This is a genomic window from Streptomyces sp. NPDC026092, from assembly GCF_040638605.1.
Taxonomy (GTDB): Bacteria; Actinomycetota; Actinomycetes; order Streptomycetales; family Streptomycetaceae; genus Streptomyces.
Genome location: NZ_JBEZYN010000016.1, coordinates 81,441 through 104,226, shown reverse-complemented (window position 1 = coordinate 104,226; position 22,786 = coordinate 81,441). Strand labels below are relative to the sequence as shown.

At 72.4% G+C, this 22,786-nt stretch carries 19 protein-coding genes; 11 read left to right on the top strand and 8 right to left on the bottom strand.

Annotated elements, in window-relative coordinates; translation table 11 throughout:
• Positions 1 to 224: 224 nt before the first annotated feature.
• Positions 225 to 1,730, bottom strand: a complete 1,506-nt coding sequence (locus AB0F56_RS25035) for a leucyl aminopeptidase (RefSeq protein ID WP_362013457.1) — start codon at positions 1,728 to 1,730, stop codon at positions 225 to 227.
• Between the two features lie 324 nt (positions 1,731 to 2,054).
• Here AB0F56_RS25035 and AB0F56_RS25030 point away from each other — a divergent pair, with 324 nt between their 5' ends.
• Genes AB0F56_RS25030 through AB0F56_RS25015 form a run of 4 tightly spaced genes read left to right on the top strand, consistent with a single transcriptional unit; the run spans position 2,055 to position 7,721 of the window.
• On the top strand, positions 2,055 to 4,115 hold the full coding sequence (locus AB0F56_RS25030; protein ID WP_362013455.1) for a hypothetical protein: 2,061 nt from the start codon (positions 2,055 to 2,057) through the stop codon (positions 4,113 to 4,115).
• Positions 4,116 to 4,170: 55 nt separating this feature from the next.
• Positions 4,171 to 5,691 (top strand): GT4 family glycosyltransferase PelF, encoded by a 1,521-nt coding sequence (pelF, locus tag AB0F56_RS25025; RefSeq protein ID WP_362013453.1) that lies wholly within the window; start codon positions 4,171 to 4,173, stop codon positions 5,689 to 5,691.
• Positions 5,688 to 7,085 (top strand): hypothetical protein, encoded by a 1,398-nt coding sequence (locus AB0F56_RS25020; protein ID WP_362013451.1) that lies wholly within the window; start codon positions 5,688 to 5,690, stop codon positions 7,083 to 7,085. Before pelF ends, AB0F56_RS25020 begins: the two co-directional genes overlap by 4 nt.
• Positions 7,086 to 7,094: 9 nt before the next feature.
• Positions 7,095 to 7,721 carry a spherulation-specific family 4 protein gene (locus tag AB0F56_RS25015; RefSeq protein WP_362013449.1) on the top strand — a complete coding sequence of 209 codons (627 nt, stop codon included), beginning with the start codon at positions 7,095 to 7,097 and terminating at the stop codon, positions 7,719 to 7,721.
• Between the two features lie 12 nt (positions 7,722 to 7,733).
• Here the strand turns inward: AB0F56_RS25015 and cobS are convergent, their stop codons facing one another.
• On the bottom strand, positions 7,734 to 8,501 hold the full coding sequence (gene cobS, locus AB0F56_RS25010; RefSeq protein ID WP_362013447.1) for an adenosylcobinamide-GDP ribazoletransferase: 768 nt from the start codon (positions 8,499 to 8,501) through the stop codon (positions 7,734 to 7,736).
• Between the two features lie 67 nt (positions 8,502 to 8,568).
• On the opposite strand from cobS, the gene AB0F56_RS25005 reads away from it, so the two are divergent.
• Positions 8,569 to 9,369, top strand: a complete 801-nt coding sequence (locus AB0F56_RS25005) for a hypothetical protein (protein WP_362013446.1) — start codon at positions 8,569 to 8,571, stop codon at positions 9,367 to 9,369.
• Here the strand turns inward: AB0F56_RS25005 and AB0F56_RS25000 are convergent.
• From AB0F56_RS25000 to AB0F56_RS24985, 4 genes are all read right to left on the bottom strand, one after another.
• The gene (locus AB0F56_RS25000) at positions 9,276 to 10,019 is read right to left on the bottom strand and encodes a hypothetical protein (RefSeq protein WP_362013445.1); all 744 of its coding nucleotides are present in this window, start codon (positions 10,017 to 10,019) and stop codon (positions 9,276 to 9,278) included. The two genes, AB0F56_RS25005 and AB0F56_RS25000, sit on opposite strands and share 94 nt — an antisense overlap.
• Positions 10,016 to 11,776, bottom strand: a complete 1,761-nt coding sequence (locus AB0F56_RS24995) for a phosphatidylglycerol lysyltransferase domain-containing protein (RefSeq protein ID WP_362013443.1) — start codon at positions 11,774 to 11,776, stop codon at positions 10,016 to 10,018. Before AB0F56_RS24995 ends, AB0F56_RS25000 begins: the two co-directional genes overlap by 4 nt.
• A gap of 93 nt (positions 11,777 to 11,869) precedes the next feature.
• A complete protein-coding gene (cobT, locus tag AB0F56_RS24990; protein ID WP_362013441.1) occupies positions 11,870 to 12,967 on the bottom strand; it encodes a nicotinate-nucleotide--dimethylbenzimidazole phosphoribosyltransferase in 1,098 nt (365 codons plus the stop codon).
• A gap of 62 nt (positions 12,968 to 13,029) precedes the next feature.
• Complete coding sequence (locus tag AB0F56_RS24985) at positions 13,030 to 14,232, bottom strand: bifunctional adenosylcobinamide kinase/adenosylcobinamide-phosphate guanylyltransferase (protein ID WP_362013440.1); 1,203 nt, start codon at positions 14,230 to 14,232, stop codon at positions 13,030 to 13,032.
• A 91-nt stretch (positions 14,233 to 14,323) separates the two neighbouring features.
• Here AB0F56_RS24985 and AB0F56_RS24980 point away from each other — a divergent pair, with 91 nt between their 5' ends.
• Positions 14,324 to 14,533: a hypothetical protein gene (locus tag AB0F56_RS24980; RefSeq protein ID WP_362013438.1), complete on the top strand. Its 210-nt coding sequence runs from the start codon at positions 14,324 to 14,326 to the stop codon at positions 14,531 to 14,533.
• 69 nt (positions 14,534 to 14,602) lie between these two features.
• Here the strand turns inward: AB0F56_RS24980 and AB0F56_RS24975 are convergent, their stop codons facing one another.
• Complete coding sequence (locus AB0F56_RS24975; RefSeq protein ID WP_362013610.1) at positions 14,603 to 15,382, bottom strand: methyltransferase domain-containing protein; 780 nt, start codon at positions 15,380 to 15,382, stop codon at positions 14,603 to 14,605.
• Between the two features lie 50 nt (positions 15,383 to 15,432).
• A complete protein-coding gene (locus AB0F56_RS24970; RefSeq protein WP_362013436.1) occupies positions 15,433 to 16,029 on the bottom strand; it encodes a DUF3043 domain-containing protein in 597 nt (198 codons plus the stop codon).
• 269 nt (positions 16,030 to 16,298) lie between these two features.
• Between AB0F56_RS24970 and AB0F56_RS24965 the strand changes: the two genes are divergently transcribed.
• From AB0F56_RS24965 to AB0F56_RS24945, 5 genes are all read left to right on the top strand, one after another.
• Positions 16,299 to 17,096 (top strand): PspA/IM30 family protein, encoded by a 798-nt coding sequence (locus AB0F56_RS24965; protein ID WP_362013434.1) that lies wholly within the window; start codon positions 16,299 to 16,301, stop codon positions 17,094 to 17,096.
• A gap of 42 nt (positions 17,097 to 17,138) precedes the next feature.
• Positions 17,139 to 17,417, top strand: a complete 279-nt coding sequence (locus AB0F56_RS24960) for a hypothetical protein (RefSeq protein ID WP_362013432.1) — start codon at positions 17,139 to 17,141, stop codon at positions 17,415 to 17,417.
• A gap of 87 nt (positions 17,418 to 17,504) precedes the next feature.
• Entirely contained in the window at positions 17,505 to 18,773 is a 1,269-nt protein-coding gene (locus AB0F56_RS24955; protein WP_362013430.1) for a sensor histidine kinase, read from the top strand.
• Positions 18,770 to 19,462 (top strand): response regulator transcription factor, encoded by a 693-nt coding sequence (locus AB0F56_RS24950; protein WP_362013428.1) that lies wholly within the window; start codon positions 18,770 to 18,772, stop codon positions 19,460 to 19,462. Before AB0F56_RS24955 ends, AB0F56_RS24950 begins: the two co-directional genes overlap by 4 nt.
• A 148-nt stretch (positions 19,463 to 19,610) precedes the next feature.
• Complete coding sequence (locus AB0F56_RS24945; RefSeq protein WP_362013426.1) at positions 19,611 to 22,766, top strand: efflux RND transporter permease subunit; 3,156 nt, start codon at positions 19,611 to 19,613, stop codon at positions 22,764 to 22,766.
• Positions 22,767 to 22,786 lie beyond the last annotated feature (20 nt).

Here is a 22,786-nt window from a genome sequence, read left to right as displayed (position 1 = left end):
TCCGGCCGCTTTTATGTCGGCCCTGTGGTGGGGGCCCTGTCCTGCCGAGAACCCATCTTCGCACTTGTTGCCGGAAGGCGGGACGCGGGGCCGGTGTGTGAGACCGGCCGATCGCCCGTACGGACAGGTAACCGGGCCGTACGAACGTACGGATTTCGTCGAGGGTGAACACGCGCGGCCCCGGGACCGGGGTCCGGGGGCCGCGCTCCGTGTCACCGGACGGGTCAGAGCTCGCCGTCGGCGGTCTTCTCCGCCAGCTTCACCAGCGTGCGGACCGAGGAGCCGGTGCCGCCCTTCGGGGTGTAGCCGTACGGGGCGCCCTCGTGGAAGGCCGGGCCGGCGATGTCGAGGTGGGCCCAGGTGATGCCCTCGCCGACGAACTCCTTCAGGAAGAGACCGGCGACCAGGCCGCCGCCCATCCGCTCGCCCATGTTGGCGATGTCGGCGGTCGGGGAGTCCATGCCCTTGCGCAGGTCGGCGGGGAGCGGCATCGGCCAGGAGGCCTCGCCGACCTCCTCGGCGGTCTCGTGGATCGCCGTGCGGTAGTCGTCGTCGTTGGCCATGATCCCGAAGGTGCGGTTGCCGAGGGCGAGCACCATCGCGCCGGTCAGGGTCGCCACGTCGACGATCGCGTCCGGGTTCTCCTCCGAGGCGCGGGTCAGCGCGTCGGCCAGGACAAGACGGCCCTCGGCGTCGGTGTTGAGGACCTCGACGGTCTTGCCGCTGTACATCCGCAGCACGTCGCCGGGGCGGGTGGCGTTGCCGGACGGCATGTTCTCGGCGAGCGCCAGCCAGCCGGTGACGTTGACGGCCAGACCGATCCGGGCGGCGGCGACGACGGCGGCGAACACGGCGGCCGCGCCGCTCATGTCGCACTTCATCGTCTCGTTGTGACCGGCCGGCTTCAGGGAGATGCCGCCCGAGTCGTAGGTGATGCCCTTGCCGACCAGGGCGAGGGTCTTCTCCGCCTTCGGGTGCGTGTACGCGACCCGGACCAGGCGCGGGCCGCGGACGGCGCCCTTGCCGACGCCGAGGATGCCGCCGTAGCCGCCCTTGTCGAGCGCCTTCTCGTCGAGCACCTGGACCTTGAGGCCGTGCTCCTTGCCGGCGGCGGTCACGATGGCGGCGAAGGTCTCGGGGTAGAGGTCGTTCGGCGGCATGTTGATCAGGTCGCGGGCGCGGTTGATCTCCTCGGACAGCGCCTGCGCGCGCTCCGCGGCGGCCTTGAAGGCCTTGTCGCGGGGCTTGCCACCGAGCAGGGCGACCTCGCCGAGCGGCTTCTTGGCGTCCTTGGACTCCTGGTACGCGGTGTACGCGTACGCGCCGAGCAGCGCGCCCTCGGCGATCGCCTCGGCGTCCTCGGTGGAGGCGACGGGCAGCGCGAAGGCGGCCTTCTTGGCGCCGTGCAGGGTGCGGGCGGCGGTACCGGCGGCGCGGCGGAGCGTCTCGGCGCGGTACGACGCGCCGTCCTCGGGCACGGAGCCCAGACCGACGGCGAGCACGACGGGGGTCTTCAGACCCGCGGGGGAGGGCAGCTTGGTCGCCTCACCCTCGGCACCCGCAGCGCCCAGGGTCTCCAGGACGGCGGCCAGCTTCCCGTCGAACGCCTTGTCCACGGCCTCGGCGCCGGGCGCGACGACCAGGCCCTTGCCGGACTTGGCGACACCGACGACAAGAGCGTCCGCGCGCAGCGTCGCGGCGCCGGCTGTGCTGAGAGTGAGAGCAGTCACGGTGGTGAAATCTCGCTTCCATTGAGTTCTGTGGCGGTCGAGGGATGGGCCGACCATGCCCGCCGCATCGTATTTCGGCCCGGAGAGCGCCGAGAACGAGCCTACGCTCGCTCTTCGTGTTCGCTCACGGCGACGGTGATTCACTCATCCGTGGTGTCTCTTTCACGTTTACCCCTCAGAGTCGGTGAGCTCGTCCACACTCGCCTCATTCGCGCAAGGGCAGCACACGCTCCTTTGCATCATCCGCATCATCTCCACAGGTCCTCCGCGTCCGGCGGGCCTGTCGAGGGGGGACACCACACGATGGACTCTGCCGGATCCCGCATGCCCAGAACTTCCCCCAAGGCCTTCGGCCTGGGGGGTGCCCCCAGGACCGCCGCGATGGTCGCCGCCGCGCTCCTCGCGACCGTCGTTCCCTCGGCCGGGGCGAGCGCCGCCGCGCCGCCCGTGCCTCGGGTCGACCTCACCGTGCTCGTCGTGGACGACGGCGGCAGCGCCGTGCAGGCGATCGTCGCCGAGCTGCGCTCCACCGGCGTCCCGTACCGCCGGGTCGATCTGGCCGATTCCGGTCGCCCGGTCATCAACGCCGCCTTCCTCAGCGACACGGTGTCGGGGCGCCCCCGGGCCAAGTACCAGGGCGTCGTGCTGCCGCACGAGTCGGCGTTCGGGCCCGACTCCGCCGAGCAGGCCGCGCTCGCGGCATACGAGACGACCTTCAAGATCCCGCAGGTCGACGCGTACACCTGGTCCCACCCCGGCGTCGGCCTCGACTACACCAACGAGGGCGGCTACTCCGGCTCCCTCGACGGGGCCACCGCCGACCTCACGGCCGCCGGCAAGGCCGGGCCCTTCCGGTACCTCGACGGGGCGGTGACCTTCGAGGACAACGACGCCGCCATCACCGAGAGCTACGGCTACGCGGGCCGCCCGCGCGCGGGCTTCACCAGCCTCCTCGACGTGCCCGTGTCCGGCGGCGGACGGGCCAGCCTGATCGGCGAGTACGCCCACGACGGGCGCCGCGAACTCGTCGTCACCTTCGCCTACAACCAGTACCAGCGGCAGTTCCGGGTCCTCGCGCGCGGCATCGTCGAGTGGCTCACCGAGGGCGTCCACCTGGGCCAGAGCCGCAACTACTTCTCCGTCCAAGTCGACGACGTCTTCGCCCCCGACGCCCGCTGGGACACCGCGCGCAACTGCACCCCGGGCGACTTCGACTGCCCCGGCGGCGACGGCGAGGCCGGCGAGAACCCGGTCCGGATGACCGCCGCCGACGCCACGTACGCCGCCGCCTGGCAGAAGACCGCCGGCTTCACGCTCGACATGGTCTACAACGGCGGCCAGGGCGAGCAGTGGAAGACCGAGCACGCCGGCGCCGACCCGCTCGCCGCCAAGCTGATCGCCGACCGCGCCCAGTACCGCTGGATCAACCACACCTACACGCACCCCTTCCTCGGCTGCGTCCAGGACACCAGCACCGTCCCCTGGCAGTGCGCGAAGACCGCGGCCGGTGCCACCCAGTGGACCAGCCGGAGCACCATCGCCGCGCAGATCCGCGACAACCACAACTGGGCCGTCGCCAAGGGCATCTCCGTCGACCGCACCGAACTCGTCACCGGCGAGCACTCCGGCCTGAAGACCTCGCCGCAGCAGCCCGTCGACAACCCGAACCTGGCCGGCGCGCTCGCCGACAACGGCGTGAAGTGGATCGCCAGCGACAACTCCCGCGAGCCCCAGCAGCGGGCGGTCGGCGCAGCGAAGACCGTCCCGCGCCACCCGATGAACGTGTACTACAACGTGGGCACCGCCGCCGAGATGGCCGACGAGTACAACTGGATCTACACCTCGCGAGCCGACGGCGGCAGCGGGATCTGCGAGTCCAACCCGGCCTCCACCTGCCTGCCCGCCCCGCTCGACACCGCCACCGGGTACGCCGCCCACATCGTCCCGCAGGAGGCCCGCACGGCCCTCTCGCACGTGGTCGCCAACGACCCGCGCCCGCACTACGTCCACCAGTCCAACCTGGCCGAGGACCGCATCCTCTACCCCGTCCTCGACCGGGTCCTCGCCGACTACCGGGCCCTGTACGCCGACAACGCACCGCTGGTGAACCCCCGTCAGCGCGACGTCGGCACCGAGCTCGACCGCCGCGCCGCCTGGGACCGTGCGCTCGCGGCCGGCCAGGTCACCGCGTACCGCATCGGCACCGCCGTCACCGTCAAGGCGCCCTCCGGAGTGACCGCCCCGGTCACCGTCCCCGAGGGGACGCGCAAGCAACTCCTGCTCGGCACGGCGGTGTTCGGCACGGCCTACGCGGGAGCGCGCTCGGCCTGGACCGCCCCCGAGGCGCTCCAGTCCACGACCACGCTCAAGCTCCCGACGGCCTGACGACGACCGTACGACCGTACGAACCGACCACCGTACGTTCTGGGGGGAAACGCACATGCCGAGCCGTGGCCGTCACGTCACCATGCTCACCGAAGGCACCTATCCGCACGTGCACGGGGGAGTCAGCACCTGGTGCGACCAGCTCGTGCGGGGCATGCCCGAGGTCGACTTCGAGATCCTCGCCCTCACCGGCAACGGCCGCGAACCCGTGACCTGGGAGCTGCCGTCGAACATCTCCCGTCACACCGCCTTCCCGCTCTGGGGCTCCGCCCCGGAGCGGGGGCGGGCCCCACGGGGCCGTGAGCGACGCCGCTTCACCGACACCTACGAGCGCTTCCTGCTCTCCATCCTCGACCCCGACGCCGGCTGCGACTTCGGCGAGGGCCTCTACGCCCTCGCCGCGCTCGCCCGGCGCGGCGGACTGACCGCCGCGCTGCGCTCCGAAGGCGCGCTGCGCTCCCTGATGTGGATCTGGACCATGCCGCATCTGCCGACCGCGGCCGCCCGGCCCACGGTCCACGACGCGCTCACCGCGACCGACCTACTCGAACACGCGCTGCGCCCGCTCGCCGCCCGGATATCCGACGGCAGCGTCGCGCACGCGGTCTCCAGCGGCCTCGCGACGCTGCCGGCGCTCGCCGCCCAGCACTTCGAAGGGGTGTCCTTCCTGCTCACCGAACACGGCATCTATCTCCGCGAGCGCTACCTCGGCTACCGCACCGAGGCCCAGCGCTGGCCCGTCAAGGCCCTGATGCTCGGCTTCTACCGCGAGCTCAACACCCTCGGCTACCGCAAGGCCGACCTGATCACCCCCTGCAACCAGTACAACCGGCGCTGGGAGGAGCGCGGTGGCGCGCCCACCGCCCGGATCCGGACCGTCTACAACGGCGTCGACCCGCACGCGTTCCCCTACGCGGGGCCCGAGCCGGAGGTCCCCACCCTCAGCTGGTGCGGACGTGTCGACCCGATCAAGGATCTGGAGACGCTGATCAGGGCGTACGCGATCTCCCGCGCCGAACTCCCGGAGCTGCGGCTGCGGTTGTTCGGCCCGGTCCCGGCGGGCAACGAGGACTACCGCACCGGCCTGGAGAAGCTCGCCGCCGAGCTGGGTGTGACCGACGGGATCACCTTCGAGGGCCGGGTCTCCGACGTGGCCGGCGCGTACGCGGCCGGGAGCGTGGTGATGCTCTCCTCGATCAGCGAGGGGTTCCCGTTCTCGCTGATCGAGGCGATGTCCTGCGGTCGGGCCACGGTCTCCACCGATGTCGGCGGGGTACGGGAGGCCGTCGGCGACACCGGGATCGTCGTCCCGCCCCGCGAGCCCGCCGTGATGGCCGCGGCCGTCACGGAGCTGCTGCGGGACGGGGAGCGCAGGGCCGAACTGGGGCGCAGGGCCCGGCAGCGGGTCGTCGACCGGTTCACCCTGCACCGCTCGGTGGACGGCTTCCGCCGGATCTACCTGGAACTGGCCGGCGAGCCGCCCGTGCCCGCCGCGCCGGAGGCCCCGGAGGACTGGACCGTGCTGCTCACCGACCCCTGGCGGCCGGAACTCGTCGGCGGGGGGTCCCTGTCATGAGCGGTTCCCTCTGGCTGAAGAACGGCACGATGCGGGACACCCTGCCGGTGATCCCGCGCCAGCGGGTGGCGGGGGCGGGGACCCTCGCCGCCGACCCCGTCGACGAACTGGCGGACCGGCTGGCCGGGTTGGCGGCGGTCGCGGTGCATCCGGACGAGATCGCCGCGATCCTGGAGTCCGACGGCATGACGGACGACCACATCCGGCTCACCTACGGCCGCGCCGACTCCTTCGCCCTCGCCGAGGACCTCTACGCGCGCGTGGAGCGGCGCCACCCCGAGCCGGAGGCCCCGCCCGCGGGGCCGTGGCACCACGGCCTCGGCGGCTGTCTGCTGCGGGGCGTCGTCTTCGCCCTGCCCGGGCTCGCGTACGTCCTGGGGGCCCCGCTGTTCGGCGGTGCGGGAACGGTTCCCCTGCTCGCGGGCGCGGTGGCGGGCTGGGTCTGGAACCAGGCGCTGTCGCACCGCGCGTACACCTGGCTCGGGCTCGGCGACCGGGACTCCGCCGTGCGCAGCCTGCGCGTCGGCGCCCCGGCGGGCGCGCTTGTCGGCTCGGCGGTCGCCCTCGCGGTGGCAGGGCCAGGCGAGTGGCCGGTCGTCGTGTTCGCCGCGGGCCAGTCGCTCTACCTGGCGGCCGCGACCGTCCTCCTCGTCCTCGGCCGCGAACGCGCCCTGCTCTGCGCCCTCGCCCCGCTGGCGGGCGCGGTCCCGGCGTTCCGGTACGACGTCCCGGACGCCCTCAGGGCCGGCCTCCCGGCCCTCTCCCTGGTGGCGGCGATCACCTTCGCTGCCCTGGTGCTGCGGGGCGGGGGCGTACGGAGCCCCGCCCCCCGCCGCCCCCGCTCGGGCCCGCCGCTCCTCGCCTCCGTCCCGTACGGGCTCTTCGGGCTCGGGACCGGGCTGCTCGTGCTGTACGCGGGCGGTGACGACGCGCTCGTCACCGGGGCGGGGCCCGTGCTCGCGCTGACGCTCTCCATGGGGCCCGCCGAATGGCTCCTGCACCGGTTCCGGCGCCTGAGCGTCGCCGGGCTGCGGACCCTGACGAGTGCGCGCGAGTTCCGGCGGGCGGCTGCGGGGGCCCTCGCGCAATGCCTCGGCGCGTACCTCGCCGTGCTCCTCGCCCTGGCCGTCGTGGGCGTCCTGCTGTGGCCCGGAGCCCCCGGGCCCGACGGTGCCGGGCTGTTGGGGCTGCTGCTCGTGGGGGTGGTGCTCTGGCTCGGGCTGCTGCTCCAGGCCTTCGGCGCGGTGCGTGGCGCGGCCGCCGTGTGCACGCTCGCGGCGGCGGCCCAGACCCTCGCCCCGTCCTCGGGGCCGCTGGTCGCGGGGGCGGCGGCCGCCGCCATGGCCGTCCTGACCTGCGCCCTGCTCGTCCGACCGACCGCCCACCGTGTCTGAGGAAGGCTCGTGAACGCCCCCAGCCCCACCCTTCTCGTGCCCTTCTACGAGCACCCGGCCGACCGCCCCGACGCCTGGGAGGCCGTGGTCGAGGCGGCGCCGTCGCTGTACGGCGTCGTCCTCAACCCGGCGAACGGCCCGGGTACGGCCCCCGACCCCGCGTTCGCCGCCCTCGCGGCCCGGCTCCGCACCGCGGGCGTCCGCGTCCTCGGCTACACCGACACCGCGTACGGGCGCCGCCCGCACGGCGAGGTCGTCGCCGAGCTGCTGCGCCACCGCGACTGGTACGGAGCCGACGGCGCCTTCCTCGACCAGGTGCCGACCGCGCCCGAGGCGCTCGGCCATGTGCGCCGCATCGGCGTCGCCGCCCGCGCCGCCGGGGCCCGCACCCTGGTCCTCAACCACGGCGCCCACCCCGGCCCCGGTTACGCCGAACTCGCCGACCTGCTGGTCACCTTCGAGGGCCCCTGGGACTCCTACCGGGGCCTCGACCTGCCGGTCGCCGACCACTACTGCCACCTGGTCTACGCGGCCCCCCGCGACGCCCTCCCGACCACCCGGGTCCACTGCGCGGTCCCGGGCACCGGCGCCCACCCCTGGGGCACGCTCCCGCACGGCCTGGAACGGAGCCTTTAGCCTTTCGAGGCCCTAGAGTCCCAGCGTCAGCGCCACGAGCACCGCCGTGGCCGCCGTCTCCTCGACCGCGCCGAAGACATCGCCCGTCACCCCGCCGAACCGGCGGACGCAGCGGCGCAGCAGCAGGGCCGCCGCCGCGAGGCCCACGCCCGCCGCGAGGACGTGGCGCAGGGCGTCGTACGGGGAGAACAGCGCGGCCGTCGCGGCGCACGCCGCCAGGACGGCCGCCGTGACCAGGGCCGCGGCGCGGACCGGGACGGTGCCGGCGACCATCGCGCCCAGGCCCTCGGGGCGGGCCGCCGGGATGCCCTCGCGGGAGGCGTGGGTCAGGGCGAGGCGGGCGACGGTCGCGGCGAGGGCGGCGCCGACGGTGCCGTACGCCCAGCCCTCCTCGTACAGCCGGTACAGCGCGGCGACCTGGGCGAGCAGGACGAAGACGAGCGTGATCACGCCGAACGGGCCGATGTCCGACTGCTTCATGATCCGCAGCGCGTCCTCGGCGGGCTTCGCGCTGCCGAGCCCGTCCGCCGTGTCCGCGAGCCCGTCCAGGTGGAGGCCGCGGGTCATCAGCGCGGGGACGGCGGTCGTGGCGACCGCCGCCAGCAGCGGTCCCGAACCGAGCAGCAGGAGCACCCCGCCGAGCGCGGCCGCGAAGAGGCCGAGGACGAGGCCCGCGAGCGGTGCCCAGAGCATGCCGGCGCGCGCCGCGTCCCGGTCCCAGCGGGTGATGCGGGCGGGCAGCACGGTGAGGGTGCCGAAAGCGAAACGCAGGCCGTCCATCCGGGCAGGGTAAGGCAGAGCCTGACACGGTAAATTGCGCATCAGGCACAAATCGGAAGCAGGTGGCATGGGTCACTGGTTCTACCGCAACTTCGTCGAGCCGGGGAAGCTCCCGCTGCTCATCGCCCTTGCCTCCTTCATGATCACCTTCCTGGTCACGCGCACCATCGTGCGGATGATCCGGGCGGGGAAGGGGCCGTTCGGCAATGTGCAGTCCGCCGGCGGACTGCACATCCACCACGTCGTGCCAGGCGTCGTCCTCACCGTCATCGGCGGCTTCGGCGCGGTCGCCAGCGGCCGGGAAGGGGTCACGCCCTGCGTCTTCGCGGCGGTCTTCGGGATCGGCGCGGGGCTCGTCCTGGACGAGTTCGCGCTGATCCTGCACCTCGACGACGTCTACTGGAGCGACCAGGGTCGCCAGAGCGTCGAGATGGTCGTGTTCACCGCCGCCCTGGGCATGCTGGTCCTCGGCGGCTTCTCGCCGCTGGGGGTCAACGAACTGACCCCGGACGAACGGCAGAACCGGGGCACCTTCGTCCTGACGCTGCTCGTCAACTTCCTGTTCGTCCTGATCGCCCTCGTCAAGGGGAAGTTCCGGATCGCCGTCATCGGGACGCTGGTGCCCTTCGTCGCGATCGTCGGCTCCCTCCGGCTGGCCAGGCCCGGCTCCTGGTGGTCCCGCCGCTTCTACCGCCGGCGCCCCCGCGCCCGCGCCAAGTCCCGGCTGCGCACCTACCGGCACGACCGGCGCTGGGACAAGGTGCGACGGCGCGCTCAGGATGTGATCGGCGGCTTCCAGGAACGGGTGCCGGGACGGACCCCCGGCTCGGGGTCGTCCCCGCCCTCGGACCCCGGCGGCGGGGAGTGATGGCGCTCGTACCAGGCGACGACCGCGATCAGCGCGAGCACGCCGAGGATCGCCGCTAGGTGCTCCTTGCCCGCGAGGTTGGGCTTGATCAGCACCTCCACCACCATCGCGAGGACCACGAGCCCCGCGGTCCACCGGGCGCGGTAGCGCCAGCAGACGTACACCGCGAGGCCGACCACCGCCGCCGACGGGCCGGTGTCCACGACCCGCGCGTCGGAGGCGGGCAGCCCCAGCGGGTTGTCCGGACCGAGCGCGATGCCCACGCGCGCGTACAGCGTCCCGGCCAGCGTGGCGAGATAGGCGATGGCGAGCGTCCGCCACCGCCCCAGACAGATCTCGGCGATGCCGAAGACCAGCAGGATCTGCGCGAGGGCACCCCAGACCGGCAGATCGAGGGCGGGGACGAAGAGGGAGAGCGGGGTACGCAGCAGCGAGAGCCAGACCGGGTCCTCGGCGCGCACCGAGCCGATGTTCTGGACCGGCTGGTAGCCCCAGTCCTGGTTCTGGACCAGCTGGAAGAGGCCGGTGAGGCAGACGGCCGCCAGCGTCATCGGTATCGCTCGCCACCTCCTGGTGACGAGCGCGGTCCGTACGGTGGCGTACAGCGGCCCCCACTCGCGGCAGGCGAAGCCCTTCAGAGCGGACTTCACCGCCGGCCCTCCAGGTGCTTGCGGTGCAGCCACTTCGGCAGCCCCGGGGCCTCCAGGAAGCCCTCGGCGCGGCCGGCGGCGAGGCCGATGCGGAGCAGGTCGGCGCTCTTCTCGAAGAGCATGAAGCGGGGCTCCCAGATCGGTCGGTACTTGGCGTTGGCGCGGTACAGCGACTCGATCTGCCACCAGCGCGAGAAGAAGCTGAGCAGCGAACGCCACATCCTCAGCACAGGCCCCGCACCGAGCTTCGAGCCACGTTCGAAGACGGACCGGAACATGGCGAAGTTGAGCGAGACCTGGGTGATCCCGATCTCCTTGGCGCGCTGGAGGAGTTCGATGACCATGAACTCCATCAGGCCGTTCTCGGAGTCCCGGTCGCGGCGCATCAGGTCCAGGGAGAGCCCCTTCGGCCCCCAGGGCACGAAGGAGAGCACCGCCCGCAGGTCGCCGTCCTCGTCGGAGCACTCCAGCATCACGCACCGCCCGTCGCGCGGGTCGCCGAGCCGGCCGAGCGCCATGGAGAAGCCGCGCTCGGTGGCGCCGTCGCGCCAGTCGTCGGCCTTGCGGAGCAGCGCGTCCATCTCGTCGGCGGGGATGTCCTCGTGGCGCCGGATCCGTACCTCGTACCCGGCCCGCCTGACCCGGTTGAAGGCCTGCCGGACGGTTCGCATGGCCCGGCCGTCGAGGGTGAACTCGTCGGTCTCCACGATCGCCTCGTCGCCCAGCTCAAGGGCGTCCAGGCCGTGCCGGGCGTAGATGGTGCCGGCCTCCTCGCTCGCGCCCATGACGGCCGGGATCCAGCCGTGCTCGCGGGCCTCGGCGAGCCACGGCTCGATCGCGCCGGGCCAGGCCTCGGGGTCGCCGATCGGGTCGCCCGAGGCGAGCGAGACCCCGCCGACGACCCGGTAGGCGACGGCGGCCTTCGCGCTGGGGGACCACACCACGCTCTTCTCGCGGCGCAGCGCGAAGTAGCCGAGCGAGTCGCGGTCGCCGTTCTTGTCGAGGAGGGCCCGCAGCTTCTCCTCGTCGTCGTCGGTGAGCGGGTCGACGGCCCGCCGGGAGCGGAACGCGGCGTAGAGCACGGCGATGATCAGCAGCGTGGAGAGCACGTTGATGACGACGTTGACCCAGCCGGGGGTGGCGATCCCGTCGAAGGCCGAGTCGTCGGCGGCCAGGGTGATCAGCCGCATCACGCCGTACCGCCAGCGCTCCAGGAAGGTGGAGGTGCCGGTGGAGGTGTTGGTGACGGTGACGAGCACGGCGGCGAGCAGCGAGGTGACGAGCAGGCCGCCGACCGCCACGACGGCGGCCAGCCAGGGGTTGGAGCGGTCGCCCTTCGCGTAGAACTCCTTGCGGCCGAGGATCAGCGCGAGGACGAACGCGGCGGTGAGGACGAGCGAGATCCAGTTCTGGGCGTGCTGCCGGATCTCCGGGAAGAACATCGCGAAGGCGAAGAGCAGCAGGAAGAGCCCGCTGAGGACGATGTTGAGGATCCACGCGGCGCGCTTGCGGCGGCGCATGGTGATCGCCAGGAAGAGCGTGAAGACGCCCGAGGCGAAGCCCGCCGTCAGCATGTACGGAGTGAAGTAGTTGTCCGTGTTGTGCCGACGGAGGTCCTGGCCGAGGGAGACCCACACGGCGCTCAGGAAATTGATGAACGTGACGGCGCGCAGGTACCAGACGGCGAACGCGGCGCTGCGCCGCGAACGGGCCGTGCCCCTGGGCGTTCCTTCGGTGGACAAACGGACCTCTCCCATGAAAAGCGATCATATGGGGCATCGCTCGTCATGGCGGGGCGCCGGAAGCGGCCGCCCGTGTGTGGCGAAGTCGCTTCCGGCGCCCTGATCCGTCTAGTTCTCCCCGTCCGGCGAGTCCGCCGTGCTGTCCGAGGTGTCTTCCGGAGTGGTCGGCTCCGGCTTCTCGGGCAGCTCCGCCGCCAGTGCGGCGGCGGCCTGGACGAGGGGAAGAGCGAGCAGAGCCCCGGTTCCCTCGCCCACAGTGACGCCGTGGTCGAGCAGCGGGTTGAGTGCCATCCGGTCCAGCGCCTTCGCCTGCGCCGGCTCACCGCTCACCTGACCCGCCAGCCACCAGTCCGGCGCCCGGAACGCCGCCCGCTGCGCCACCAGCGCACAGGCCGCGCCCACCACGCCGTCCAGGATCACCGGCATCCGGCGCACCGCGCTCTGCAGCAGGAAGCCCGTCATCGCCGCCAGGTCCGCCCCGCCGACCGCGCCGAGCAGCGCCAACTGGTCGCCCAGGACCGGCCGCGCGCGCCGCAGCGAGTCCCGGACCGCCGCGCACTTGCGCATCCACGCCAGGTCGTCGATGCCCGCGCCGCCCCGGCCGGTGACCACCGAGGCGTCCGTCCCGCACAGGGCCGCGATCAGCGTCGACGCGGGCGTCGTACCGCCCACGCTCAGATCGCCGAGCACCACCAGATCCGTACCGGAGTCGGCCTCCTCGTCCGCGATCGCCACCCCGAGCCGGATCGCCGCCTCGGTCTCCTCGGCGCTCATCGCGTCCTCGATGTCGATCCGGCCGCTGCCGCGCCGCACCCGGTGCCGGACCACCTCGGCGGGCAGCAGCTCCGGCTCGCAGTCCAGACCGGCGTCCACCACCCGTACCGGAACGCCCGCGCTGCGCGCGAGGACCGCGAGCGGGCTCGCCCCGTCGAGCACCGAGCGGACCAGCTCGTACGCCGTGCCGGCCGGGCGGCCCGACACCCCGAGCGAGGCCACCCCGTGGTCGCCCGCGAAGAGCACCGCCTTCGGCTGCTCGATCGCCCGCACCTTGACCGAACCCTGCGCCGCCGAGAGCCACTCGCCGAGCTCGTCGAGCCGGCCGAGCGCGCCGGGCGGAACGATCAGCCGCTCCCGGCGTTCCTCGGCGTCACGCCGCACCCCGCCGTCGGGGCGCTCGATCAGATCGGAGAAGTCGTCCAGGTTCAAGGCTCGTCCTCGTGACGTCGACGTCGGCTGTGGCCAAGCTGTGGCCAATGGGTGATCGAACCCTACCCGCGCAGCACCAGCGCCTGCCCCGAGACGACCAGGAGGACCTGCTCGCACTCGTCCCCGAAGGCCGCGTTCAGCCGCCCCAGCTCGTCCCGGAACCGCCGCCCGGCCGCGCTGGCGGGAACGACCCCCGAGCCCACCTCGTTGGTCACGGTGACGACCGTGCGGGACGTGGCGCGCACCGCCGCCACCAGCTCCTCGACCCGCCTGCGCAGCGCCTCCTGGCCCCCGCTCGCCCACCGCTCGTCCTCCCAGGCGCCCACCTGGTCCATGGCGTCCGTCAGCCACAGCGACAGGCAGTCGATCAGCAGCGCGGGCCCCTCGGTCGCAAGCAGCGGGACGAGGTCGCAGGTCTCCTCCGTACGCCAGGAGCCGGGCCGCCGGTCCCGGTGCAGGGCCACCCGCTGCGCCCACTCCGGGTCCTCCTCCCGGGTCCCGCTCGTCGCCACGTACAGCACCTCGGGGAAGGTCTCCAGGCGCCGCTCGGCCTCCACCGACTTGCCCGACCGCGCGCCGCCGGTCACCAGCGTGCGGCGCGGCACGTCGGGCACGGCGTGGTACTCGCCGACGTACAGCGTCGTGCCGTCCGGGACCGCCCGCGCCCCCGCCGCCGCGAGCCGCCGGTCCAGCTCACGCCCGTTCGGCACGTCGTGGTCGAGGTGGACGGCGATCACGTCGGTGCTCGCCCCGACCGCCCCGGTCGCCCGCAGCCGCGCGAGCGCGTCCGGCCGGCCCGTGACGTCCATGACGACCATGTCGTACGGCGGCCGGTGGTTCTCCGGCAGACCGGCGGGGGAGCCCCCGGGCGGCAGGTAGAGCAGCCGCTCGCCCTCCGCCGAGGTCACCTCGTACCCCGTACCGGGGGAGTCCATCGGCACCGCCCGCACCCGGTGCCCGCTGATGAGCGTCAACTCGCGTCCGTCCGGCACCCTTCCGGCTGCCGGAAGCCCGGCAGGCACCTCCACCGCGGGCCCGTCGTGCGGGTGCGTGAGCAGCACCTGCCGTACGTTGACCAGCGAGTGCCCCGCCCGGGCGGCGGCCAGCGCGGCCCCCGGCGTCAGGTCGAGCAGCAGCGCCTCGTCCACGAGCAGCGCGGTGGCGGCGCGCGCCCGGGGGCCGCGGGAGGTCGCGCAGACGGCGCAGGGGCATTCGGGGCGGGGGAGCCCGAGGGGGGCGCCGGTGCCGAGCAGAGTCAGTTCCACCCAATGATCCTCCCGCGACACCGCGAGGGGTGCGCGCCCGGCTACGCTGCGGGCAGGAAACCGATCATCCGGTGAGCCTCAGGAGGCGGACATGGCATGGACGTGGCGGTTCGAGAAGGCCGACGGCACGGAGACCGCTCCCTCGGTGGAACCGGAGGACTGGACGACCCAGGGCGACGCCGAGTCCTGGATCGGTGAGGTCTGGAAGGACCTCCTGGAGGGCGGCACCGAACAGGCGTCGCTCTTCGAGGACGACACGAAGATCTACACGATGTCCCTCCGCGAGGCGGCGGAGAGCTAGCGGGACACCGGGGACCGCCCCAGGACGTGCTTGACCACGGCCCCGGCCCTCCGGGGCCGTGCGTCGTTCTCAGCCGCCCCGTACCCCGCACAGGTGCAGCAGCGCCGCCACCCTGCGGTACGGCTCCGTCCGCCCCGCGCGGTCCTCGGCGGTCAGCAGACGTTCCAGCTCCTCGGCGGCCGGCAGGCCCACCTCGCCGGGCACGCCGTCGGTGAAGACCCGTACGCCGTACCAGGTGTGCAGCGGCGCCGCGATCCCCGCCAGCGTCGACGTCAGCGCGTCGAGCCGGTCGGCCCGCACCTTCGCGCCGTTGCGGTCGGTGTACGTGTCCGAGTCGAAGCCGGTCAGCGCGTCCGACCAGGCCCCGGCGAGCCCCGGCCGCATGGCGAGGGCGTCGGCGTTCCGTACGACCAGGGAGAGCAGACCGCCGGGCGCCAGCATCCGGGCGAGCCCGGCGAGCAGCGCGTCCGGCTCGTCCGCGTACATCAGCACGCCGTGGCAGAGCACGACGTCGAAGCTGCCCGGCAGGAAGTGGACGCCCGTCTCGCGGCCGTCGCCCTCGATCAGCCGGACCCGCTCACGGATCCCGGCCGGTTCGGTGGCCAGCGCCTCACGCGCCGCCTTGAGCAGCTCGGGATCGGACTCCAGACCGGTCACGGTGTGACCGGCCCTGGCGAGGCGCAGGGCCTGGGTGCCCTGACCCATGCCCGCGTCCAGGATCCGCAGCCGCTGCCCCACCGGGTAGCGGCCGGCTATCTGCTCGTCGAGCTGGCGCGCGACGAGTTCCTGGCGGACGGTCTCGCGCAGCCCGCCGTACCCGCTCGGCCACGGGGAGGAGGCGGCGGCCAGCGGGCCGCTCGCCGTGCCGGACTCGGAGCTGTCCGTGCCGACGTCCGCGCTCAGGGCCGCTCTCCGCGCTTGACCTGCGGCTTCGGCAGTCGCAGTCGGCGCATCTGGAGCGTACGCATGAGGCCGTAGGCCACGGCTCCGCGCTTCGGCTCGTTCGGGAAGCGCTCGCCCAGCTGCTTCTTCAGACGGAGCCAGATGCCGATCGAGTCGATGACGATCATCACGATCACACCGAGCCAGAGCAGCAGCGAGACGTTCTGCAGCACCGGGACGCGGACCATCGACAGCACGAGGATCACCACGGCCATCGGCAGGAAGAACTCCGCGATGGCGAAGCGCGAGTCGACGAAGTCGCGCACGAAGCGGCGGACCGGACCCTTGTCGCGGGCCGGCAGATAGCGCTCGTCACCGCTCGCCAGCGCCTCGCGCTGCCGTGCCAGGTCGGAGCGGCGCGCCTCGCGCTGGCGCTTGGCGGCCTCCTTGCGGTCGGTCGGCACCGTCGCGGCGCGACGGCGCTGGGTCTGCGCCTCACTCCGCTTCGGGGTCGGGCGGCCCTTGGGGGCCTCGGGGTCGCGGGTCTGCTTGGAGAAGTCCACGCTCACCTTGTCGGTGGCGGCCTTCTCTTCCTTGGAACGGCTACGGAACACAAAACCCAGAGTACGTGGTGGGGGGTGTGGACCCCAGTGCGGGCGGGAACGATCTGGTATCGGACCGCGTCTGTGGGGGTACGCACGGACGACACGCACGGTTTCCCCGAGGTCCATCTACTCCCTGGGCCGGAGAGAGCCCGCTCGCAGTCGTCCTTGGGGAGGAGCACATCCGCCCCCGAACAGTGCGGTAATGGAGACAGGGACCGTACTGTGGATCCTGTTGGAGAGCTTGAGCCGAGTCCGTCAGAAGGGGGCGCGCGAAGCCCATGAGCGGTGTCATGAAGCGTATGGGGATGATCTTCCGCGCGAAGGCAAACAAGGCCCTTGACCGGGCCGAGGATCCGCGCGAGACCCTCGATTACTCCTACCAGAAGCAGCTGGAGCTCCTGCAGAAGGTCCGGCGGGGCGTCGCCGACGTGGCGACCTCGCGCAAGCGGCTCGAACTGCAGCTGAACCAGCTCCAGGGACAGTCCTCGAAGCTCGAGGACCAGGGCCGCAAGGCGCTGGCGCTCGGCCGTGAGGACCTGGCCCGTGAGGCGCTCTCCCGGCGCGCCGCCCTGCAGCAGCAGGTGAGCGACCTCGAAGTGCAGCACCAGACGCTGCAGGGCGAGGAGGAGAAGCTCACGCTGGCGGCCCAGCGGCTGCAGGCCAAGGTCGACGCCTTCCGTACGAAGAAGGAGACCATCAAGGCGACCTACACGGCGGCCCAGGCGCAGACCCGGATCGCCGAGTCCTTCTCCGGCATCTCCGAGGAGATGAGCGACGTCGGCGTGGCCATCCAGCGCGCCGAGGACAAGACCGCCCAGCTCCAGGCGCGGGCCGGCGCGATCGACGAGCTGCTCGCCTCGGGCGCGCTCGACGACCAGTCGGGCCTGGCCAAGGACGACATCCAGGCGGAGCTCGACCGGCTCTCCGGCGGCACGGACGTCGAGCTGGAGCTCCAGCGGATGAAGGCGGAGCTGGCCGGAGGGCCTTCGGCCTCGAAGCAGGCCATCGAGGGCGGCAACGGCACGGCCACGCCGCAGGACCAGCAGCAGTCCCAGCCCCGTTTCGACAAGCAGTAGAGCCCGCTGCGACCAGCAGGAACGAGCCCGAAGGAACGCGTCATGATCGTACGGATCATGGGGGAGGGCCAGTGGAAGCTGGCCGACAGCCACTTCGCCGAGCTGAACAAGCTCGACGACGAGCTGCTCGCGGAGATGGAGTCGGGGGACGACGAGGGCTTCCGCCGGACCCTGTCCGCGCTCCTCGACGAGGTCCGCCGGATCGGCGAACCCCTCCCCGACGACGCACTGGAACCCTCCGAGCTGATCCTGCCGGCGCCGGACGCGACCCTCGAAGAGGTCCGCGCGATGCTCTCCGACGACGGCCTCATCCCGGGCTGAGCCGCACTCTCCAACAGATCGGTGCCCCGCCCCTCCCCACCGGAGGAGCGGGGCACCGGCGCGTTCCACCCCGTACCGTTGCTTGTCGTGACCACCCTCGACAGCGGCTTCCCGCGAGGCCGGCAGTGGCTCCGGGCTCACCCCCTCGCCTTCGACGCGGCGCTCGCGCTCGGCGCGCTCATCTGCATGATCACCGCGTCCTTCGCCGACCCCCACGGCAGCCCCAACGGCCCCACCTTCGGCGACCGCACCCCCGACATCGGGAGCGTGGGCCTCATGGTGATCGGCGCCGCCGCCCTGATCCTGCGGCGCCGCGACCCGCTCGCCGTCCTGGCCTTCACCGGCGCGGTCACCCTCGTCGAGCTGATCGTCGACGACCGGCCCGCGCCCGTCGTGATGAGCGCCGTGATCGCGGTCTACACGGTCGCCGCGCGCACCGACCGGCCCACCACCTGGCGCGTCGGCCTCATCACCATGGCCGTGCTCACCGGCGCCTCGATGCTCTTCGGGCCGACGCCCTGGTACGCGCAGGAGAACCTGGGCGTCTTCGCGTGGACCGGCATGGCCGCGGCCGCCGGTGACGCCGTGCGCAGCCGCCGCGCCTTCGTCGACGCCATCCGGGAGAGGGCCGAGCGCGCCGAGCGGACCCGCGAGGAGGAGGCCCGCCGCCGCGTCGCCGAGGAGCGGCTGCGGATCGCCCGCGATCTGCACGACGTCGTCGCCCACCACATCGCCCTGGTCAACGTCCAGGCCGGAGTGGCCGCCCACGTCATGGACAAGCGGCCCGACCAGGCCAAGGAGGCCCTCGGGCACGTCCGGGCCGCCAGCCGCTCCGCCCTCGACGAGCTGCGGGCCACCGTCGGGCTGCTCCGCCAGTCCGGCGACCCCGAGGCCCCCACCGAACCGGCGCCCGGCCTCACCGTCCTCGACGAGCTCCTCACCACCTTCCGCAACGCCGGCCTCCCCGTGGAGCTGGCCTGCGCCGGCGACGACACCGCCCCCCTCAGCCACCGGCCGGGGGGCGCCCCGACGGCGCTCCGGCTGCCGGCGGCCGTGGACCTCGCCGCGTACCGGATCATCCAGGAGGCCCTGACCAATGTGCGCAAGCACGCGGGCCCGGGCGCCAAGGCCGAGGTGAGCGTGATCCGGGTGGGTCGTACGGTCGAGATCACCGTCCTCGACAACGGCGTGCCGCAGCCGACGCCGTCCACCGACACCGGCGGCCACGGGCTGCTCGGCATGCGCGAGCGGGTCACCGCCCTCGGCGGCACGCTGACCGCGGCACCCCGCTACGGCGGCGGCTTCCGGGTCCAGGCGATACTGCCCGCTACGGCCCGTACGGGGGAGGACGCATGACGATCCGGGTACTGCTCGCCGACGACCAGGCGCTGCTCCGCAGCGCCTTCAAGGTGCTCGTGAACTCCGAACCGGACATGGAGGTCGTCGCCGAGGCCGCCGACGGGGCCGAGGCCGTCGCCCTCGCCCGCTCCACCCGGGCCGACGTCGTCCTGATGGACATCCGGATGCCCGGCACGGACGGGCTCGCCGCCACCCGGCTGATCACGGCGGACCCGGAGCTCTCCGACGTACGGATCGTCATGCTGACCACCTTCGAGGTGGACGAGTACGTCGTGCAGTCGCTCCGCGCCGGGGCCTCCGGCTTCCTCGGAAAGGGCGCGGAACCGGACGAACTGCTCAACGCCATCCGGATCGCCGCCGCGGGGGAGGCCCTGCTCTCGCCCGTGGCGACCAAAGGGCTGATCGCCAAGTTCCTCGCCCAGGGCGGCAGTTCGGACCCCGACGACGAGGACGGCGCGCCGGCGTACTCGCAGCGCCTGGCAGCCCTCACCACCCGGGAGCGCGAGGTCCTCGTCCTCGTCGCCGGCGGCCACTCCAACGACGAGATCGCCGAACGCCTGGAGGTCAGCCCCCTCACGGTGAAGACGCACGTCAACCGGACGATGGCCAAGCTCGGGGCCCGCGACCGCGCCCAGCTGGTGGTCACCGCCTACGAGTCGGGGCTGGTACGTCCAAGGGTGGAGTGACGGAGTACCCCGGCGTACTCCAGACGCGGTATGCGCGGCATAAGGAATTGAGCCCCGGGGCCGAGGATCCGTTGCCTCTCATGGCTGATCGTGGATGCGGGCACCCATCACCGCCCGCCTGCCGAGCACGCCACAGAAGAGAGACCCCATGTCCTGGCTGTCAAGATTCAGCCTCGCGCAACGGGCCCTGATCGGGCTGATGTCCATCGTCGCCATCGTCTTCGGGGCGATAGCCATCCCGCAGCTGAAGCAGCAACTGCTGCCCTCGATCGAGCTGCCGATGGTCTCGGTCCTCGCGCCCTACCAGGGCGCGTCCCCCGATGTGGTCGAGAAGCAGGTCGTCGAACCGCTCGAGTCCACGATCAAGGCCGTCGACGGCATCAAGGGCGTCACGTCCACCGCCTCCGAGGGCAACGCCGTCATCATGGCCACCTTCGACTACGGCGACGAGGGCACCAAGCAGCTCGTCGCCGACGTCCAGCAGGCCGTGAACCGCGCGCGCGTCGCGCTGCCCGACGGTGTCGACCCGCAGGTCGTCGCCGGTTCCACCGACGACATCCCGACCGTCGTCCTCGCCGTCACCTCCGACAAGGACCAGCAGGCGCTCGCCGACCAGCTGGAGCGCACCGTCGTCCCCGCCCTGGAGGACATCGACGGCGTCGGCCAGGTCTCCATCGACGGCGTCCAGGACCTCCAGGTCTCCGTCACCCCGAACGACGCCAAGCTCGCGGCGGCCGGCCTGAACACCGGCAAGCTCGCCGAGGCCATCCGCTCCGGCGGCGGCACGGTGCCGGCCGGTTCGTTCTCCGAGGACGGCAAGAGCCGCACGGTCCAGGTCGGCGGCGGCTTCACCTCGCTGCAGCAGCTCCAGGAGCTGCGGATCAAGCCCGAGCAGGGCAAGGCGGTCCGCCTCGCCGACGTGGCCGAGGTGAAGCAGGAGGAGGCCTCCCGGGTCTCCATCACCCGTACCAACGGCAAGCCGAGCCTCGCCGTGATGGCCACCATGGACAACGACGGCAGCGCCGTCGCCATCTCCGACGCCGTCAAGGAGAAGCTGCCCGAGCTCCGCAAGGACCTCGGCGCGGGCGCCGAGCTGACCGTCGTCTCCGACCAGGGCCCCGCGGTCTCCAAGTCGATCTCCGGTCTGACCACGGAGGGCGCGCTCGGTCTCGTCATGGCTGTCCTGGTGATCCTGGTCTTCCTGACCTCGATCCGCTCCACGCTGGTCACCGCGGTCTCGATCCCGCTCTCGGTCGTGCTGGCCCTGATCGTGCTGTGGACCCGTGACCTCTCGCTCAACATGCTGACCCTGGGCGCCCTCACCATCGCCATCGGCCGGGTCGTCGACGACTCGATCGTGGTCCTGGAGAACATCAAGCGGCACCTCGGCTACGGCGAGGAGCGCCAGTCGGCGATCCTCACCGCCGTCCGCGAGGTCGCGGGCGCGGTCACCTCCTCCACGCTCACCACGGTCGCGGTCTTCCTGCCGATCGGTCTGGTCGGCGGCATGGTCGGTGAGCTGTTCGGCTCGTTCAGCCTGACGGTCACCGCCGCCCTGCTCGCCTCGCTCCTCGTCTCGCTCACCGTCGTCCCGGTCCTCTCGTACTGGTTCCTGCGCGCCCCCAAGGGCACGTCGGAGAACCCGGACGAGGCCCGGCGCCTCGCGGAGGAGAAGGAGAACAAGAGCAGGCTGCAGCGCCTGTACGTCCCGGTCCTGCGGTTCGCGACCCGGCGCCGGCTCACCAGCGTGGCGATCGCGATCGTCGTCCTGGTCGGCACCTTCGGCATGGCCCCGCTCCTGAAGACGAACTTCTTCGACCAGGGCGAGCAGGAGGTCATGTCCATCAAGCAGGAGCTGGCCCCCGGCACCAGCCTGGCGGCGGCCGACGCGGCCGCGAAGAAGGTCGAGCAGGTCATCGCCGACACCGACGGCGTGAAGGACTACCAGGTCACCGTCGGCTCCTCCGGCTTCATGGCCGCCTTCGGCGGCGGCACGGGCGCCAACCAGGCCTCGTACCAGCTGACCCTGGAGGACTCGGCCTCGTACGAGAAGACCCGGGACGCGATCGACGCGGCCCTCGGCAAGCTCGACGGCATCGGCGACACCACGATCGCGGCCGGCGACGGCTTCGGCAGCCAGGACCTCAGCGTGGTGGTCAAGGCCTCCGACGCGGACACCCTGAAGAAGGCCTCCGAGGCGGTCAAGGCCGAGGTCGCCAAGCTCGACGACGTCACCGACGTCCAGAGCGACCTCTCCCAGTCCGTGCCGCGGATCTCCGTCAAGGCGAACGCCAAGGCGGCGGAGCTCGGCTTCGACGACACGACCCTCGGCATGGCCGTCGCCCAGGCGGTCCGGGGCACCCCGGCTGGCAAGGCGATCCTCAACGACACCGAGCGGGACATCGTCCTGACCTCGGCGAACCCGGCCACCACCATGGCGAGCCTGAAGGCGCTGCCGTTCGGCCCGGTCAAGCTCGGCGACATCGCCGAGGTCGAGCTCGTCCCCGGCCCGGTCTCCATGACCCGGATCGACGGCTCGCGGGCCGCGACGATCTCGGCCAAGCCGACCGGTGACAACACCGGCGCGGTGAGCACCGAGCTCCAGTCGAAGATCAGCGCGCTCGACCTGCCGGAGGGCGCGACCGCGTCCATCGGCGGTGTCTCCGAGGACCAGTCCGAGGCGTTCCTCAACCTGGGCCTGGCGATGCTCGCGGCCATCGCGATCGTCTTCATGCTCCTGGTCGCGACCTTCAAGTCGCTGATCCAGCCGCTGATCCTGCTGGTGTCCATCCCGTTCGCGGCGACCGGCGCGATCGGTCTGCTCGTGATTACGGGTACGGCGATGGGCGTGCCGGCGATGATCGGCATGCTGATGCTGATCGGCATCGTCGTGACCAACGCGATCGTCCTGATCGACCTGATCAACCAGTACCGCGCCCAGGGCCTGGGCGTCGTCGAGGCGGTCGTCGAGGGCGGCCGGCACCGACTGCGCCCGATCCTGATGACGGCCCTGGCGACGATCTTCGCGCTGCTCCCGATGGCGCTCGGCATCACCGGCGAGGGCGGCTTCATCGCGCAGCCGCTCGCGGTGGTCGTGATCGGCGGTCTGATCACGTCGACGCTGCTGACGCTGCTCCTGGTCCCGACGCTCTACGCGATGGTGGAGCTCCGCAAGGAGCGCCGCGCGAAGAAGAAGGCGGCCAAGAAGGCGAAGAAGGGCAAGAAGGGCGACGGCACCGGCAACCCGGAGCAGCCGGACGTGACCCCCGCGGACGCGACCCTGCTGGACGCGCTGGACGTCTGACGTCCGTACCGGCGCAGGGA

Bases quoted from the DNA above. Each gene is read 5' to 3' on its own strand.
- pelF (WP_362013453.1), top strand. From the start codon at position 4,171: ATGCCGAGCCGTGGCCGTCACGTCACCATGCTCACCGAAGGCACCTAT.
- AB0F56_RS24965 (WP_362013434.1), top strand. From the start codon at position 16,299: ATGAGCGGTGTCATGAAGCGTATGGGGATGATCTTCCGCGCGAAGGCA.
- AB0F56_RS24950 (WP_362013428.1), top strand. From the start codon at position 18,770: ATGACGATCCGGGTACTGCTCGCCGACGACCAGGCGCTGCTCCGCAGC.
- AB0F56_RS25020 (WP_362013451.1), top strand. From the start codon at position 5,688: ATGAGCGGTTCCCTCTGGCTGAAGAACGGCACGATGCGGGACACCCTG.
- AB0F56_RS25005 (WP_362013446.1), top strand. From the start codon at position 8,569: ATGGGTCACTGGTTCTACCGCAACTTCGTCGAGCCGGGGAAGCTCCCG.
- cobS (WP_362013447.1), bottom strand. From the start codon at position 8,501: ATGGACGGCCTGCGTTTCGCTTTCGGCACCCTCACCGTGCTGCCCGCC.
- AB0F56_RS24995 (WP_362013443.1), bottom strand. From the start codon at position 11,776: ATGGGAGAGGTCCGTTTGTCCACCGAAGGAACGCCCAGGGGCACGGCC.
- AB0F56_RS24980 (WP_362013438.1), top strand. From the start codon at position 14,324: ATGGCATGGACGTGGCGGTTCGAGAAGGCCGACGGCACGGAGACCGCT.
- AB0F56_RS24945 (WP_362013426.1), top strand. From the start codon at position 19,611: ATGTCCTGGCTGTCAAGATTCAGCCTCGCGCAACGGGCCCTGATCGGG.
- AB0F56_RS24960 (WP_362013432.1), top strand. From the start codon at position 17,139: ATGATCGTACGGATCATGGGGGAGGGCCAGTGGAAGCTGGCCGACAGC.
- AB0F56_RS25030 (WP_362013455.1), top strand. From the start codon at position 2,055: ATGCCCAGAACTTCCCCCAAGGCCTTCGGCCTGGGGGGTGCCCCCAGG.